At 64.1% G+C, this 16,587-nt stretch carries 13 protein-coding genes; 5 read left to right on the top strand and 8 right to left on the bottom strand.

What is annotated here, in order from left to right; translation table 11 throughout:
* Complete coding sequence (locus WA237_RS03580; protein WP_336096709.1) at positions 1–882, top strand: LysR family transcriptional regulator; 882 nt, start codon at positions 1–3, stop codon at positions 880–882.
* 254 nt (positions 883–1,136) lie between these two features.
* On the opposite strand, the gene WA237_RS03575 is transcribed toward WA237_RS03580, so the two are convergent.
* The 5 genes from WA237_RS03575 to WA237_RS03555 form a co-directional block, all read right to left on the bottom strand.
* Complete coding sequence (locus WA237_RS03575) at positions 1,137–2,429, bottom strand: type II toxin-antitoxin system HipA family toxin (protein WP_336096708.1); 1,293 nt, start codon at positions 2,427–2,429, stop codon at positions 1,137–1,139.
* Positions 2,429–2,674, bottom strand: a complete 246-nt coding sequence (locus WA237_RS03570; RefSeq protein ID WP_036560649.1) for a helix-turn-helix domain-containing protein — start codon at positions 2,672–2,674, stop codon at positions 2,429–2,431. The genes WA237_RS03575 and WA237_RS03570 overlap by 1 nt, the downstream gene beginning before the upstream one ends.
* Positions 2,675–2,771: 97 nt before the next feature.
* Positions 2,772–3,635: a hypothetical protein gene (locus WA237_RS03565; protein ID WP_336096707.1), complete on the bottom strand. Its 864-nt coding sequence runs from the start codon at positions 3,633–3,635 to the stop codon at positions 2,772–2,774.
* A 565-nt stretch (positions 3,636–4,200) separates the two neighbouring features.
* A complete protein-coding gene (locus tag WA237_RS03560; RefSeq protein ID WP_336096706.1) occupies positions 4,201–4,824 on the bottom strand; it encodes a thermonuclease family protein in 624 nt (207 codons plus the stop codon).
* 176 nt (positions 4,825–5,000) lie between these two features.
* Positions 5,001–5,687, bottom strand: a complete 687-nt coding sequence (locus WA237_RS03555; protein ID WP_336096705.1) for a ZinT family metal-binding protein — start codon at positions 5,685–5,687, stop codon at positions 5,001–5,003.
* Between the two features lie 216 nt (positions 5,688–5,903).
* Between WA237_RS03555 and hutI the strand changes: the two genes are divergently transcribed.
* Genes hutI through hutU form a run of 3 tightly spaced genes read left to right on the top strand, consistent with a single transcriptional unit; the run spans position 5,904 to position 10,342 of the window.
* The gene (gene hutI, locus WA237_RS03550) at positions 5,904–7,106 is read left to right on the top strand and encodes an imidazolonepropionase (protein WP_336096704.1); all 1,203 of its coding nucleotides are present in this window, start codon (positions 5,904–5,906) and stop codon (positions 7,104–7,106) included.
* Complete coding sequence (hutH, locus tag WA237_RS03545; protein ID WP_336096703.1) at positions 7,103–8,641, top strand: histidine ammonia-lyase; 1,539 nt, start codon at positions 7,103–7,105, stop codon at positions 8,639–8,641. The genes hutI and hutH overlap by 4 nt, the downstream gene beginning before the upstream one ends.
* Positions 8,642–8,668: 27 nt before the next feature.
* On the top strand, positions 8,669–10,342 hold the full coding sequence (gene hutU / locus WA237_RS03540; protein WP_336096702.1) for a urocanate hydratase: 1,674 nt from the start codon (positions 8,669–8,671) through the stop codon (positions 10,340–10,342).
* A 67-nt stretch (positions 10,343–10,409) separates the two neighbouring features.
* Here the strand turns inward: hutU and WA237_RS03535 are convergent, their stop codons facing one another.
* The 3 genes from WA237_RS03535 to glpD form a co-directional block, all read right to left on the bottom strand.
* Complete coding sequence (locus WA237_RS03535) at positions 10,410–10,877, bottom strand: YHS domain-containing (seleno)protein (protein WP_336096701.1); 468 nt, start codon at positions 10,875–10,877, stop codon at positions 10,410–10,412.
* A gap of 110 nt (positions 10,878–10,987) precedes the next feature.
* The gene (gene glpK / locus WA237_RS03530) at positions 10,988–12,490 is read right to left on the bottom strand and encodes a glycerol kinase GlpK (protein ID WP_336096700.1); all 1,503 of its coding nucleotides are present in this window, start codon (positions 12,488–12,490) and stop codon (positions 10,988–10,990) included.
* A 10-nt stretch (positions 12,491–12,500) separates the two neighbouring features.
* Complete coding sequence (gene glpD / locus WA237_RS03525; RefSeq protein ID WP_336096699.1) at positions 12,501–14,114, bottom strand: glycerol-3-phosphate dehydrogenase; 1,614 nt, start codon at positions 14,112–14,114, stop codon at positions 12,501–12,503.
* A 342-nt stretch (positions 14,115–14,456) separates the two neighbouring features.
* On the opposite strand from glpD, the gene WA237_RS03520 reads away from it, so the two are divergent.
* Positions 14,457–16,406 (top strand): polysaccharide biosynthesis protein, encoded by a 1,950-nt coding sequence (locus tag WA237_RS03520; RefSeq protein ID WP_336096698.1) that lies wholly within the window; start codon positions 14,457–14,459, stop codon positions 16,404–16,406.
* The last annotated feature ends 181 nt before the right edge of the window (positions 16,407–16,587 follow it).

Here is a 16,587-nt window from a genome sequence, read left to right as displayed (position 1 = left end):
GTGGACCGGATTGATGGGATGCAAAGCTTCGTCGCGGTTGTGGAAAGCGGATCATTTGCTGCTGCGGGCCAGCGTTTGGGGATATCGAACAAGTTGGTCAGCAAACGGGTCGCGCAGCTTGAAACCCAGCTTGGAATGACGCTTCTGCACCGCACTACCCGTTCAATGTCGCTGTCTCATGAAGGTGAAAGGTATCTGGAGGGTGCACGACGGGTGCTGGCCGAACTGGAGCAGTTGGAGGCCGAGTTTGATACATCAGAAGGTCTGAAGGGCATCGTCCGTGTGGCAGCACCCATTACATATGGCGATACGGCAGTTGCAAACGCCGCCAACCGATTTGTTGAACAGCATCCCAATGTCACCGTCGAACTGGATTTGTCTGATCACTACGTCGATTTGGCAAAGGGTGGTTTCGATATTGCAATCAGGATTGGCAACCTCAGCGACTCAAGCCTCATTGTACGCAAACTGGGCGAGACGCATATGAAGGTCGTCGCCGCGCCATCCTATATCGAAAAGCATGGTACGCCTGCGCATCCCGCCGAACTATCCGATCACACCTGCATTCGTGACGCCAACAACCCTGACCCAAACCGCTGGCCATTCCAGATCGAGGGACAAACAATCCAAGTACCGGTCTCAGGCCCATTCTTGGCGAACAGCCCGCCTGCTTGTCTGGCACCCACACGAGCGGGGCGAGGCATCTTCATCTGCCCCGACGTGTTTTTAGGCGACGATCTTGAAACCGGGCGTCTAGTACAGCTGTTTCCAGAGTTTCGCTCCCGCACACTTCCAATCCAGAGTGTACAGCTACCATCCGCTTTCCGAAAACCACGAGTAAAGGCTTTTGTGGAGTGTATGAGGGCTGAAATCAAAGCGTAGTTTAATTCGGATAGCCGCCGTCTGTGCTTGCCGCAGCATTCGTGACTTTGGGCTCGAGGCAGTCATTCGCTGCAAACATTCTTAATGACTGCATTGCCGCCCATCCCATCGAAATCCGCGACATTGAATAGATGTGAGGCCTCTGCGACCGAACACTCGCGGCGTTCTCCGAACCTTAATACGTGCTGCTGCAAGAACGCGGCCTGCCACTAAAAATGATCTACCGATCATAAAGCGGAAATATGACCTGCAGATCATACGGCATCAAAGGCAGCTGAGCGACGTCGTGCGCCAGCAACAATGGCTTCGGCCAATGGCTGCGGGAACCCATCCGGCAAGTCTGCAAGTGTCTTGTCCAAGGCGGGTTCAAGCTCCTTCGCGATCTCCGACAAGACCTCTTCCGCCAGCGCCACACCAAAACCAGCCGCCTTTGCAGCCTGCAGGAAATGGCGAGGCACCACCTCATTGATCCGATAGTGCCCGTCGACGGCCATCGCGAGGCGCATCCGGTTCTGGCGGATTTGACCGTCATCCACGGCTTTCTGAGCGCTCAGCACATCGTAGAGTGGGGTCATACGGAACCCGCCAGGGCGCAATGCGATGCTGAAATTCTTGGCGTGCCCGTCCGTCGCTCCCAGGAGCCAAAACAGCACCTGTGCGCGGAAGAAGGCGCGCTGATCCGCCTCGGGGTCATCACTGCCCTTCAGCAACCCAACCCCTTCGGTGATCCCTGGCCCGCCATCCATTTGGTATTTTTGACTGGGTGGGACCGAGAGCGCCTGACAAAAGTCTTCCTGCGGGAGGCGGATCAATCGGCCATCCTTGGTCCAGCGCCGATCGAACCGCGTTACGATAAGGCTTCGTACGTCTTCGAAGTCGGCAATCTCGATTTCCGCGACATCCATGCCCATGGCACGGCAAAAGTTCATGCAGAAATACTCGTTTTCAACGCTGTCGGATAGATCAATCCCTGCGGGCAAAACACCCAGCTGAGTCTTGAGGATATGGGTCGTTGGGGTAAGCCCCGATGGACGGATCCATGCGCCCTCATGGCGCAGCAGCGCCGTTTTCTCCTGTGCCCCTGCAATGGAAATGCGGAAGTCGTCTTCCTCGTCCAAGCCAAGCGGAGCACTTGCAAGGTTGCGCAGCATATCCGCTATCTGCGCCTCAGACACGGGCTCGCCCTCGAGCGCGCCAACTTCGGGGATCTCACCCGAAACAAACTGCAAGGCACCTACGCAATCGCGCCCGATCTTCTCCAGCATGTGCCATGCGTCTGTACCTCCAGCGCGCACCCGAGCGGCGACACGTTCACGTATCGCCTGATTGTCGGGCAACAGGTTTTCCAGGTAGGCAATGACAGGGCCACCTTGGTGCGCCTCTTCGCGCAAAGGCAGGGACAGAGAGATGGGCATGGCGTGTTCCCACGACAGCCAGTCCGGGTCATAGGTAAAGCTGATCGCGCCCGAGCCTGCGAGGCGCAAAGCCCCCACCAGCCTTCCATTCAGAAGCACCTGCATAGTGCCGCTACGCCCGCGTTTCGCCATCAGAAGATATCCTCGATTTCAAGCGAGCCACCGCGCTCCACCAATCGGAACTCAAGCCCAAGAGCCGCCATGACAGCGAGCACAGTGGCGAGCTTGGTTCCCGCGTCGCCATTCTCGAGCGACGAAATCGTCGCGACGCGCAAATTCGTGCGCGCGCTGATATCACTTTGGGTCCAGCCGCGCGCTTTGCGCGTCCGCCGGAGTGCCTCGCCGATCTGCTCGGCCGTTCGTGCCGTGAGGTCCATGATGTGGCTCCTTTTACGGCACAGCGTAAATCAAAGTAAATTACGTCGCAACGCAAAAATCTAAACTTTACGCCACAGCGTAACATGCGAGCCGCACTCACACCTGCAGCCCCGCAGCGCGCACCTGTTCGGGCGTCACCAGTCTTGACGCAATCAAATCTTCGATCTGCCGATTGGTGATGTGGCGGCACAAGGGATGGCGCTCATGGATCCACTCGGCGAGGCTAGCACGCCCCTTGGCTTCGGCCTCTCGCGCTTTCTCTCGGTCCGCCTGTACCTGGGCAAGCCCCTTCTCCCAACGTCGCATCTTGAACCAGTTGTCTGAGAAGCAGACCTTGCTGCGCGTGTAGCCCTCGCTTTCCTTGGCATAGGCTTTGACCGCTTGCTTCAGATCGTCGGGCTTCACTCCGGCCTTAACAGCTGCTGCGATCAAACGCAGACTGGTCCGCCGGTCTCGGATCCTGTCTTCGGGATAGGCAGCTAAGATCTTCTCAGCTTCAAGATCTTCAACCTCCTCCGCCGCCTCGCGCCTGCGCGTAGGTGGTTTATGGATGGTTTTAGGATGGTTTGGGGTCCACCGTGAACCCCGTACCCCGTTCACCGTGGACCCCGTACCGGGTTCAGGCTGGACGGGGTTCACAGTGACCCCCGTCTCAATCTCGGGCTCAGCCGTGGGTTCGAGCGCGGCCACACGCTCCAGAACGATGCGGTAAATGACGGTGTAGCCGTTCTTGCAGTGCCGCCGCCCCGTCTCGATCAGAATGCCTTCGCGCAGGAAGTCGATGATGGTGCGCTTGACCGTGCTCTCGCTGAGCTCTGTGTGGCGCTGGATCGTGCCCTTGGAGCACCAGATGCCCGAACCATCATCGCTCGCCTTGTCGGCCAAGAACATAATGATCTGCTTGCGTGCAGCGCTGCCAAAACGGCGCTCGGCACATTCATTTGCGATGCGCCAGCTCATTGCAATGCCTCAAGGTTAGAAGCGTTTTTGTGAGCATTCTGGCGCGCAATAAGCGTTGAAACTTTCGCTTTTTGTTCACTTTTTGTCAGGGGGTGTTTTGCACCCTTAAGCCGTTGTTTTCGCTTGCGCTCTTTCTGGATTGCAAATCCGTGTACACCGGTTCGATTCCGGTACTCGCCTCCACTGGTTCCCCTCCAAGCACTAAGGTGATTTTGACGCGTGGGCGTGTGTCTGGGCGTTTGGATTGTGTACCGGTCTGGAGAGGGGGGCGAGCGGGTTGGCGATCTAGCCTGTGCTCCCTCAGTCTCGGACATCTCCCAGCACGAGCAGAAGCAGGATCGCGAGCAGCGGGCTGAGGAACAGGGACACCAGCACCCAGAGGACAGCGCTGCGTCCGCGGGTGCGGGCCATGCTGGCGGGCAGGAAGATTGCGAGCCAGATGATAAAGACCAAAGAAATGAGAAGTGGGGTAGCTTCTAAAATGTTGGCCCCCTTTGCTGTGGTCGAAGAAGGGAGCCGGACTGCGCCTCCCTTGCTGATTGCCTAGACTCGCAGTTGCTGCGCTTCAGGATGATTGGTCTTTCCGGGCCTCGAATTTGGCCCAGACATGCATGTGGCCTTTTTGGCGGGCGTCGGCGAGCCACATCTTTTTTCGGGCGTCGGGGGGTTCGAGGTGGCGGTATGTGCCGCCGGAGAATTTGGGCCAGTCGATGGCCAGTCCCAGTTTCACCATTTCGCAGGAGAGGTCGCGGCCGTCTTCGAGGTAGCATTTGGCGACGGTGCGGCCGTGGGTGTCGGTCTCGAGGATTTCGGCGCGGATGGCCTGGCCTTTGCAGAGGCGAATGAGCGCCCATTTGGCCGTTTGCCCGTAGGGGTGATTGATCTCGGGGGCGTCGATGCCGAAGAGGCGGATCTGGGTTTTGCGGATGACGATGGAATCGCCGTCGATGATGCGGGCGGGGCCGGTGAGGCAGGTGAGTTGCGGCGTGGGGGCGGCGGTGGTGGCGTCGAAGGGGGGCGGTTCGGCCGGTCTGGGGGCGCGCGGTGCCCGGGGGGCTCTGGGTGGTCTGGGGGAGCGGGACCGCTCGGGTCGTGTGGCGCGGGGTGGCGGGCGGTGCCGTCTGCGTCGGCCGCGTTTGCCGAAGGCGAAGATCGCGGCGATTGTGAGACAGTAGAAAAATATATCCACGGGTCAATGCTCCATTGAAAACTCAATGGCCTGAAAAAGCACGCGGCCAATTCTTTAACCTAATGAGGGCATTCGACGCTTTTGCCGGTGTGTTTGTCAAGTTTGGGGCAGGCGCGGGCCAGAGGGAGGCGCAAGGGGCGCAGGGGGGGGCGGGCCGGGCTGGCCCGCGCGGGGGCTCAGTGGGCGAGCATTTCGGCCACGATGGCGGCGCCGGTGAGGGCGGCGGGGTAGTAGGTCGGCCAGTTGGTCACTTCGTCGAGCAGGGCCGCGCGGTCATTGCCCCAGTAGAGGTGATAGTGATCGGCGGGCTCGGGCGCGATGCGGTGGTCGCTGAACTGGATATAGGCGGGCGCGTCGGCGTCGCCATCGGTCTTGGCAAAGATGTAGCGGACGCCGCGGTTGCCCTTGGCATAGGTCAGGATTTCGTAGCCGTCGCTGGCATAGGTGCCGGTGAGGGTCGCGCTGACGCTGGTGAAGGTCACGGTGTCGCCCGCGATGGTGATCCGGTCGACATCGGTGGCGTAGCCGGTGTCGTAATAGGTGCGGTAATCGGCGGCGGATTTGTCGCCGCTCTCGGCCTTGTGGGCCATCACCGGGTCGAGCGTGCCATCCTGCAGATAGGGGTAAAGCGATTGCCACTCGCCGTGCCAGTCAGAGAGCGGGCGGGGCGCGATGTCGGCGTCGTCGAAATAGCCCTTATAGATCGCCTCGGCCTTGTCGTCCTGGCTGTGGTCATGGGCGTGATCGTCATGGGAATGACTGTGGCCGTGATCCGAGGATTTGGAGCCGGCGAGCGCTGGGGTGGTTGAGAGGGCAAGTGCTGCGGCCAGCGTGAGAGCGGTGAGGGGGGATGTGCGGGGCATGGGGTCTCCAAAAATAGTTATGATATAACGTAGCGATCCATAGGGCGCGGTGGGGCGGAGGGCAAGCGGATTGCGGGGGCTCGGCACCCGGGCCGCGGCGAAAATGCGGATTATGGCTGCCACTCGCATTATTATGTATGGACATAATGAAAAAACCGGGTAGAACTTCTGGCGAAGAGACGAGTCACCTCAGATCACCACAACGCGGAGCATGTCATGGGCAATCACATTCTCACCGAGCTGAAGCTCGCCACCTTGGCGGGCGCGGGGGCCTATGGGCTGATCCCCGAGGGCGCGATTGCCATCGAGGGCACCGAGATCGTCTGGGCCGGGGCGCGGGGCGATCTGCCCGAGCGCTATGCGGGCTGGGCCGAGACGCGGCTTGGCGGGCGGTTGGTGACGCCGGGGCTGGTGGATTGTCACAGCCATGTGGTCTTTGGCGGCAACCGGGCGCGCGAGTTCGAGATGCGGCTCAATGGCGCGAGCTATGAAGAGGTGGCGCGGGCCGGCGGTGGCATCGTGTCGACGGTGCGGGCGACGCGCGAGGCCTCGGAAGAGGCGCTGCTGGCCGATGCGCTGGGGCGTGTCGATGCGCTCCTCTCCGAAGGGGTGACGACGCTGGAGATCAAGTCGGGCTATGGGCTCGACCAGGAAACCGAGCTGCGGATGCTGCGGGTGGCGCGGCGGATTGGCGAGCTGCGGCCGCTCACCGTTGTGACGACGTTCCTTGGGGCCCATGCGGTGCCTGAGAGCCACAAGGGTGACGCGGATGGCTATATCGATACGGTCTGCATCCCGGCGCTGCGGGCGGCCAATGCCGAGGGGCTTGTCGATGCGGTGGACGGGTTCTGTGAAGGCATCGCCTTTGCGCCCGACCAGATCGCGCGGGTGTTTGACGTGGCGCGCGAGCTTGGGCTGCCGGTCAAGCTCCATGCCGAGCAGCTGAGCAATCTCGGCGGGGCGCAACTGGCGGCGCAATATGGCGCGCTCTCGGCGGATCATATCGAATATCTCGATCAGGCGGGGGTCGATGCCATGGCCGGGGCGGGCACTGTTGCGGTGCTGCTGCCGGGCGCGTTCTATACGCTGCGTGAGACGCAGATGCCGCCGGTGGCGGCGCTGCGCCGGGCGGGCGTGCCGATGGCGCTTGCCAGCGATTGCAACCCGGGCTCGTCGCCGCTCACATCGTTGTTGCTGACGATGAACATGGGCTGCACCCTGTTTCGCATGACGCCGGAAGAGGCGCTCGCGGGGGTGACCCGCGAGGGGGCGGCGGCGCTCGGCCTCAAGGATCGCGGGCAGATCGCGGCGGGGCAGCGGGCGGACCTTGCGGTCTGGGACGTGGTGGAGCCGGCGGAGCTTGCCTATCGCATCGGGTTCAACCCGCTCTACAAACGGATTTTCGGAGGTCAGATATGACGGAACTGGTGGTGATGCCGGGCGCGGCCCGGCTCGACGATCTGGCGGCGCTCTATTGGGAGGGCGCGGGGCTGCGGCTCGACCCGGCGTGCCGGCCCGATATCGAAGAGGCGGCGCGGCGGATTGCCCGGGCGGCGGCGGGCAATGAGGCGGTTTACGGGGTCAACACCGGCTTTGGCAAGCTGGCCTCGGTCAAGATCGCGCCCAAGGATACGGCGACATTGCAGCGCAACCTGATCCTCAGCCATTGCTGTGGCGTGGGCGAGCCGGTGCCGGTGCGCATGGCGCGGCTGATGATGGCGCTCAAGCTGCTGAGCCTTGGGCGTGGTGCGTCGGGGGTGCGGGGCGAGCTGATCGACCTGCTCGAAGAGATGCTGGCGCGCGGCGTGACGCCGGTGATCCCGGCGCAAGGCTCGGTCGGTGCGTCGGGTGATCTGGCCCCGCTGGCGCATATGGCGGCGGTGATGATGGGCGCGGGCGAGGCCGAATACGAGGGCCGGGTGATGCCGGGTGCCGAGGCGCTGGCGGCGGCGGGGCTGGTCCCGGTCGAGCTTGGCGCCAAGGAGGGTCTGGCGCTCATCAACGGGACGCAGTTTTCCACGGCCTTCGCTCTGGCGGGGCTCTTTGAGGCGTGGCGGGCGGCGCAGAATGCGCTGCTCATTTCGGCCATGTCGACGGATGCGATCATGGGCTCGACCGCGCCCTTGCAGCCGGAAATCCACAGCCTGCGCGGCCATCGCGGCCAGATCGAGGCGGCCGAGGCGATGAGCCGGGTGCTCGACGGGTCGGTGATCCGCGAGAGCCACCGCGAGGATGATGCGCGGGTGCAGGACCCCTATTGCATCCGCTGTCAGCCGCAGGTGACCGGGGCGGCGATGGATGTGTTGCGTCAGGCGGCGCAGACCCTCGTGACCGAGGCCAATGCGGCGACCGACAACCCGCTGGTGCTGCGCGATGCCGATCTCATCGTGTCGGGTGGCAATTTCCATGCCGAGCCGGTGGGCTTTGCCGCCGATATGATCGCGCTCGCGCTGTCGGAGATCGGGGCGATTTCGCAGCGGCGCATTGCGCTCATGGTCGATCCGACGCTGAGCCATGATCTGCCGCCGTTCCTGACGCCCGATCCGGGGCTCAACTCGGGCTTTATGATTGCCGAGGTGACGACCGCCGCGCTGATGAGCGAGAACAAGCATCTGGCCAATCCTTGCGTCACCGACAGCACGCCGACCAGCGCCAACCAAGAGGACCATGTCAGCATGGCGGCCCATGGCGCGCGGCGCCTGACGCGGATGGCGCAGAACCTGCAGCGCATTCTTGGGGTCGAGGTTCTTTGCGCGGCGCAGGGCATCGAGTTCCGCGCGCCTTTGGAGACGAGCGTGCCGCTGCAGAAGGTTCTCGCGCGGCTGCGTGACACCATCCCGACCTTGGCCGAGGACCGTTACCTCGCGCCCGATCTTGAAACCGCGTCCCGGCTTGTCGCCGAGGCGGAGCTCGTCCGTGCCTGCGGCGTCGAGCTGCCGCTGCTCGACGCCTGACCGCCATCTGACCTACGGAGACTGACAATGACTGATCCCCGCAAGAACACCCGTGACATCTATCCCGCGACCGGGACCGAGATCACCGCCAAGAGCTGGCTCACCGAGGCGGCGATGCGGATGATGATGAACAACCTGCATCCCGATGTGGCCGAGAACCCGCATGAGCTCGTCGTTTACGGCGGCATTGGCCGGGCGGCGCGGACCTGGAAGGATTTCGATCTGATCGTCGACAGCCTCAAGTCGCTGGAGGCGGATGAGACCCTCGTCGTGCAATCGGGCAAGCCGGTGGCCATCGTGCGCACCCATGCCGATGCGCCGCGGGTTCTCATCGCCAACTCGAACCTGGTGCCGCATTGGGCGAATTGGGATCATTTCAACGAGCTCGATAAGAAAGGCCTGATGATGTACGGCCAGATGACCGCCGGGTCGTGGATCTACATCGGCAGTCAGGGCATCGTGCAGGGCACCTATGAGACCTTTGCCGAGGCCGGGCGTCAGCATTACGACGGAAGTCTCACCGGCAAGTGGATCCTCACCGGGGGTCTGGGCGGCATGGGCGGCGCGCAGCCTCTGGCTGCGGTGATGGCGGGGGCCTGCTGTCTGGCGGTGGAGTGCAACCCCGACAGCATCGATTTCCGTCTGCGCACGCGCTATGTGGACGAGAAGACCGACAGCCTCGATGAGGCGCTCGAGATGATCGCGCGTTGGACCGAGGCGGGCGAGGCGAAATCCGTGGCGCTCCTGGGCAATGCGGCGGATATTTTCCCCGAGATCCACAAGCGCGGCGTGCGTCCCGATATCGTGACCGATCAGACTTCGGCGCATGATCCGGTCAATGGCTATCTGCCGCAGGGCTGGACCATGGCGGAGTGGAAGGAAAAGCGCGAGAGCGCCCCGAAGGAAGTCGAAAAGGCCGCGCGGGCCAGCATGAAAACCCATGTGGCGGCGATGGTGGCCTTTCACAAGGATGGCGTGCCGACCGTCGATTATGGCAACAACATCCGTCAGATGGCCCTCGAAGAGGGGCTCGAGGATGCCTTTGCCTTCCCCGGGTTCGTGCCGGCCTATATCCGGCCGCTGTTCTGCCGGGGTGTGGGGCCGTTCCGCTGGGCGGCGCTGTCGGGTGATCCGGAGGATATCCGCAAGACCGATGCCAAGATGAAGGAGCTCTTCCCGGAGAACACCCATCTGCACAATTGGCTCGACATGGCGCAGGAGCGGATCGCGTTCCAGGGCCTGCCGGCGCGGATCTGCTGGATCGGGCTGGGCGATCGGCATCGCGCGGGTCTCGCCTTTAACGAAATGGTGGCGAGCGGTGAGCTCAAGGCGCCGGTGGTGATCGGGCGCGACCATCTCGACAGCGGGTCGGTCGCCTCGCCCAACCGCGAGACGGAAGCGATGATGGACGGCTCGGACGCGGTAAGCGACTGGCCGTTGCTCAATGCGCTGGTGAACACCGCGTCGGGGGCGACCTGGGTCAGCCTGCACCACGGTGGCGGCGTCGGCATGGGGTTCAGCCAGCACGCTGGTGTGGTGATCTGTGCCGATGGCACGCCGGAGGCCGCCAAGCGGCTCGAGCGGGTGCTGTGGAACGATCCGGCCTCGGGCGTGTGGCGTCATGCCGATGCGGGCTATGACGAGGCGCTCGAGTGTGCGCGCGAGCATGGTCTGCGCCTGCCGGGGATCCTCGGCAACTGAGGCTAAGGTTTAGGTAAGTCGGAAACGGGGCGCGATCTGCGCCCCGTTTTGCGTTTAAGAATGCCGGTTACTTGAGGATGTTGGGCCAATTGTCCTGGGCCAGGGCGATATTGCCGGGGATGTCCTGTTGCCAGAGCTCGCGGGCGCGGAGGTTGGCGTTGAGATAGAGCTTGCCCTCGTAGATGGTCCAAGCCTCGGGGACGGTGGGCGCGATATAGCCTTTGGAGGCCGCATAGGCGCAATAGCCGCCGAATTGCGGGGCGAATTCCTCGGGGGCGTTGCGGAATTGGTCGAGGTTTTCGGCCGAGGCGAAATACCAGGTCGCGCCCATGTAGTCGGTGCTGAACTGCGGGTCGCCGGCGACGGGGCGGTTTTCGGTGAAATAGGCCACGGGATCGGTGCCGTTGATGGCGATGCCGCCTTCGGCAAAGATCGGCGCGGTCGCGGCCAGCGCCACGCGGGGCAGGGCGGCGAGGGCGAGGGCGGCGGCGCTGACGGTGAGCAGGCTGCGGCGGGTGGTCTGGATCATGGGCATCGAGGTCTCCTCTTCTGGATGCTGATCCGAAGATGGCGGCGGTGGCGGGCTTTGCCTAGCGGCTCCGCGGGAATGTGAACGCTCTGTGATCGGGGGAGATGTGGCCCGGATCAGACCGACAGGGTGGCGGCCACGGCGCGGGACCAGCGGGCATAGCGGCGGGCGCGTTCGTCCTCGGGCATGGCGGGGTCAAAGCGTCTGTCGAGCGCCCAGTCGCGGGCAAAGTCTTGGGGTCCCGGGCAAAGGCTAATGTGATGCCCGGCAAGCCAGGCCGCGCCGAGCGCCGTGGTCTCGAGGATGCGCGGCCGGTCGACCGGAGCGCCGATGATGTCGGCGAGGAATTGCATGGCGCTGTCGGAGGCGCTCATCCCGCCATCGACGCGGAGCGTGGCGTCGCAGCTGTCGCCCGCGTCCCAATCGGCGCGCATCGCCTCCCAGAGATCGCGGGTCTGGTAGCCCACGCTTTGCAGCGCCGCGCGGGCGAGCTCGGCCGGGCCGGTGGCGCGGGTCAGGCCGAATGTCGCGCCGCGCGCCTCGGCATTCCAATAGGGCGCGCCAAAGCCGGTGAAGGCGGGGACGATGATCACATCCTGTTCGGGATCGGCCTGGGCGGCGAGGCTGGCACTGTCTTGGGCGGTCTCCAGCACGCCCAACCCGTCGCGCAGCCATTGCACCACCGCGCCCGCGACAAAGATCGACCCTTCGAGCGCATAGGTCGGCGTGCCGTCCAGCTGATAGGCCAGCGTGGTGAGCAGGCGGTTTTGCGAGGCGACCGGGTCCTTGCCGGTGTTGAGCAGGGCAAAGCAGCCGGTGCCATAGGTGGATTTCATCATCCCCGGCTCAAAACAGGCCTGTCCTATGGTGGCGGCCTGCTGATCCCCGGCGACGCCGCAGATGGGGATGGCTGCGCCGAAATGGGCGGGGTCGGTCTGGCCGAAATCGCTGGCACAGTCGCGGACCTCGGGCAGCATGGCGCGGGGCAGGTCGAGCAGGGTGCAGATCTCGTCGGACCAGTCGCCTTGGTGGATGTCATAAAGCAGGGTGCGCGAGGCGTTGGTGGCGTCGGTCGCGTGGGTGCGGCCCCCGGTCAGCCGCCAGATGAGATAGCAGTCGACCGTGCCAAAGAGCAGCTCGCCCCGGGCGGCGCGGTCGCGGGCGCCCTCGTGCTGGTCGAGCAGCCATTTCACCTTGGTCCCCGAGAAATAGGGATCGAGCAAAAGCCCGGTGCGGGCGGTGATCATCGGTTCGTGCCCGGCGTCGCGCAGCGTGGCGCAGATGGCGGCGCTGCGCCGGTCCTGCCAGACAATCGCGCGGTCCAGCGGCTTGCCGGTGTCGCGGTCCCAGATCACCGTGGTTTCGCGCTGATTGGTGATGCCGATGGCGGCGATCTGATCGGCCGTGAGCCCGGATTGGTCGAGCGCCGCGCGGCAGGTCGCGAGCGTCGTTTGCCACAGATCCTCGGGGTCGTGTTCGACCCAGCCCGAGGCGGGGAAATGCTGGGCAAATTCCTCTTGGGCGCTGGCCACGGGGGTCAGGCCTGCGTCAAAGACGATGGCCCGCGACGAGGTCGTGCCCTGATCGATGGCGAGGATATGGCGGCGGCTCTGGCTCATGAAAGCTAGCCTAGTCGGCGGTGGCCGGGCTTGTCCATTGTGCCATGGCGGCGTCGATCTCGGCGATCTGGTCCGGGGTCAGCTTGAGGCCCAGACGCGTGCGCCGCCAGACCGCGTCTTCGGCGGTGCGGGCCCATTCATGGCGGATGAGCCAACGCAGCTCTGCCTCCGAAAGCCCGGCACCGAAATCGCGGCCCAGATCGGCGCGGTCCTTGGCGCCGGCGAGGATCGTCCAGGCCTCGGTGCCATAGGCGCGGATGAGACGCTGTGCCTCGGGGGCGCTGAGGAAAGGGTGATCGGCGCGCAGCCGGTCGGGTATCTCGGCAGCCTCGGCCACCGGGAAATCGCCGCCGGGCAGCGGCACGCCTGCCGTCCAGTTCGGGCCCATGTCGGGAAAGAAGGGCGCGAGCCGCGCCATGGCGGCCTCGGCGAGGCGGCGATAGGTGGTGATCTTGCCGCCGAAGATATTGAGCAGGGGGGCGGGGCCGTCCTCGTTCAGGCTCAGCACATATTCGCGGGTGGCGGCGGTGGCCGAGCTTGCCCCGTCGTCATAGAGCGGCCGGACCCCGGAATAGGACCAGACGATGTCGTCGCGGGTGACCGGTTTGGCGAAATATCCAGAGGCGAAGGCGCAGAGATAGTCGGTCTCTTCCTCGGTGATCTGGGCCGGGCTGTCGGGAGCGGGGTGATCCTTATCGGTGGTGCCGATCAGGGTGAACTCCTGCTCGTAGGGCAGGGCAAAGATGATGCGGCCATCGCGGCCCTGGAAGAAATAGGCGCGGTCGTGGTCAAAGAGGCGGCGGGTCACGATATGGCTGCCCCGGACGAGGCGCACGGTTTCCTTGGATTGCTGGCCCGCCACATCGCGCAGGATGTCGGCGACCCAGGGCCCGCCCGCGTTGACGAGAACGCGGCTGTGGACCTCACGGGTGGTGCCGGTCTGTTGGTCGGTCAGGGTGAGGTGCCACAGATCGCCCACGCGGCGGGCCTCGATCACCCGGGTGCGGGGCAAGATCGTCGCGCCGCGGCTGGCGGCATCGCGGGCGTTGAGCGCGACGAGACGCGAATCCTGCACCCAGCAGTCGGAATATTCAAAGGCGCGGCGGTAGCGTGGGGCGAGCGGCGCGCCGGCAGGGTCGCGGGTCAGATCGAGCCGGGCGGTGCCGGGCAGGATTTTGCGACCGCCGAGATGGTCATAGAGAAAGAGGCCGAGCCGGATCATCCAGGCCGGTCGGCGGCCGCGCATCCAGGGCATGATGCGGCTCAGCAGGTTCGACGCGGGCGTGCCGGTCTCGAAGCGCATGTCGCGGTCCAGCGGCAGCACGAAGCGCATCGGCCAGCTGATATGCGGCATGGCGCGCAGCAGGATCTCGCGTTCTTCGAGGGCTTCGCGGACGAGGCGGAATTCAAAAAACTCGAGATAGCGCAGGCCGCCGTGGAAGAGCTTGGACGAGGCCGAAGAGGTGGCCTGGGCCAGATCGCCCTGCTCGGCCAGCATCACTGACAGACCACGTCCGGCGGCGTCGCGGGCGATGCCGCAGCCATTGATGCCGCCGCCGATGACGAAGAGATCGCAATCGGGGGCCGGGCCGGTCGTGTGGTCGGGGGCGGTGGTCCTTGGCATCAAGCAACTCCTGCGGCCGCGTGGGGTCTGGGCCGATATACCCTGTGACGGGCGATCAGGGGAGAGGCCGGCGAAATTTCACCTAAAGCAATCACTGCGCGGATGTTAACCCTATATTAATCTCTGATGGCCGAATACTGGCCGAATTCGTTTGGGCGGCACGGGGCTCTTGCAGCGTCTCTGTCTTGACTCATGCCCGGGGTCGCGGTTGTGTGACATAGGATTGTAACCATTCGGTGGCATGTCGGGACCCGAACAGCGGGTTTTGCGTGCCGGACAGGGTTGCAATACACGTGTAGGTGGTGAATAAGACCGGTATTTTACCAGAAAGGTCTGGGTATTATGATTGAGCGTATGACCCTTGGATTGTTGGGGTTGGATCGCGGGCGCAAGCGTCTGGTACAAGTCATTGCCGACATTGCGATTATGATGGTGAGTTTTGCCGCAGCGATGGTTCTCAGGCTTGAGAGCTTTGCGCCGCTGGCCGATCCGTCTATCTGGCTCGCGCTGGCCGTCACGCTTCCCATCAGTCTCTATACCTTTATCCGCCTCGGGTTCTACCGTGCGGTGATTCGCTATATTTCGCTGCGCGCCGCGCAGACCGTGGCCATCGGTGTGCTGTTTTCGGCGGTGGCGCTGTTTCTCGTGTCGCAGCTTCTCAACCTGCCGGTGCCGCGATCGGTTCCGGTGATTTATGCGCTGCTGGCGACCTGTCTGCTGGGCGGGATCCGGATGGTGATGCGCCGGGTCTTTGGTCGCACGGGTCGGGATCAGCACAAGGTTATCATCTATGGCGCCGGGGCCTCGGGCCGCCAGTTGCAGCGGTCGCTTGACGAGGGCGAAGAATACACGCCGGTGGCCTTTGTCGATGATGCTCCCGAGCTTCAAGGCGCGGATATCAGCGGACTGCGGGTGCATTCGCCCGACCATATCGAGGCGCTGCTGACGCTCTACCGGGCCGATGTCATCCTGCTCGCCATGCCGAGCGCGAGCCGCAGCCAGCGGCAGGCGATCATGACCCGCGTGGAGAAACTGCCGGTGCGGGTGCAGACCATCCCCGGTGTCGCCGATCTGGTGAGCGGTCGGGCGCGGGTGAGCGAGCTGCGCGATGTGGCGATTGAGGATCTGCTGGGCCGTGATCCGGTGCCGCCAGAGCCAGAGCTGATGGCGGCCAATATTCGCGGCAAGGTGGTGATGGTCACCGGGGCCGGCGGCTCTATCGGCAGCGAGCTTTGCCGTCAGATCATCGATCATGAGCCGCAGACGCTGATCCTGTGGGAGCTGTCGGAACTGGCGCTCTATTCGCTCGATATGGAGCTGCGCGAACAGCTTGAGCTGCGCGGCAGCAACATCCGGCTGGTGCCGCTGATCGGGTCGGTGCAGAACCCGGGTCGGGTCGAGGCGGCGATGCAGCGGTTTGGTGTGCAGACCGTCTATCACGCGGCCGCCTATAAGCACGTGCCGATGGTCGAGCATAACGTAGTCGAGGGGCTGCGGAACAACGTGTTCGGGACGAAAACCCTTGTGGATCAAGCCATTGCGGCTGGGGTCGAGGCCTTTATCCTGATCTCCACCGACAAGGCGGTGCGCCCGACCAATGTGATGGGCGCGTCCAAGCGGCTGGCCGAGCTGGTCTGTCAGGCGGCCGCGGCGCGCAACACCGGCACGGTGTTTTCGATGGTGCGGTTCGGCAATGTGCTGGGCTCGTCCGGGTCGGTCATTCCGCGGTTCCGCGCGCAGGTCGAGGCGGGCGGGCCGGTCACCGTGACCCACCCCGAGATCACCCGCTATTTCATGACCATCCCCGAGGCGGCACAGTTGGTGATTCAGGCTGGGGCCATGGCCAAGGGCGGCGACGTTTTCGTGCTCGACATGGGCGAGCCGATCCGCATCGCGGATTTGGCGGAGCGGATCGTGCGGCTCTGCGGGCTCGAGCCCTATCACACCGGGCCGGATGGCGCGGCACTCGACGGGGAGACGGGCGATGTGGCGATCACCTATACCGGGCTGCGGCCGGGTGAGAAGCTCTATGAAGAGCTGCTGATCGGTGAGGCGTCGCAGCCGACCCATCATCCGCGCATCCTGACCGCCACCGAACAGAGCCTTGGGCCGGACGCGCTCGAGACCTTGCTCGACAATCTGCTGAGCGCTTGCAAGGTGCAGGACGTGGCCCGGCTGCGCAAGCTGATCGCGGCGGCGCCCACCGGCTATCGGCCCGACAGCGCGATTGCCGATCTCCTCTGGGAGGAAAGCGGTCGGCAGGCGGAACTGCGGCTCGAAGTCGGCGAATAGCGGGGCGTCATCGCAGGGCGGGCAAATGGCCGCAGCCCTGTCGAACTCCGCGCCTCCTGCCGGTTTTTCAAGGGTCACCTGTGCGCAACAGCACAAATCTCTTGGCCTGTCTCTGCGTCGCGCGCCGTTGCCCCTTTCGTGCAATTGTGGCACAAAGGGAGGTACCGGATTGAGAATAGAA

The organism is Roseovarius sp. CH_XMU1461, assembly GCF_037027165.1.
Classification (GTDB): Bacteria; Pseudomonadota; Alphaproteobacteria; order Rhodobacterales; family Rhodobacteraceae; genus Roseovarius; species Roseovarius nubinhibens.
The sequence above is the reverse complement of the archived record's forward strand: the minus strand, read 5'-3'. Positions and strand labels throughout refer to the sequence as shown.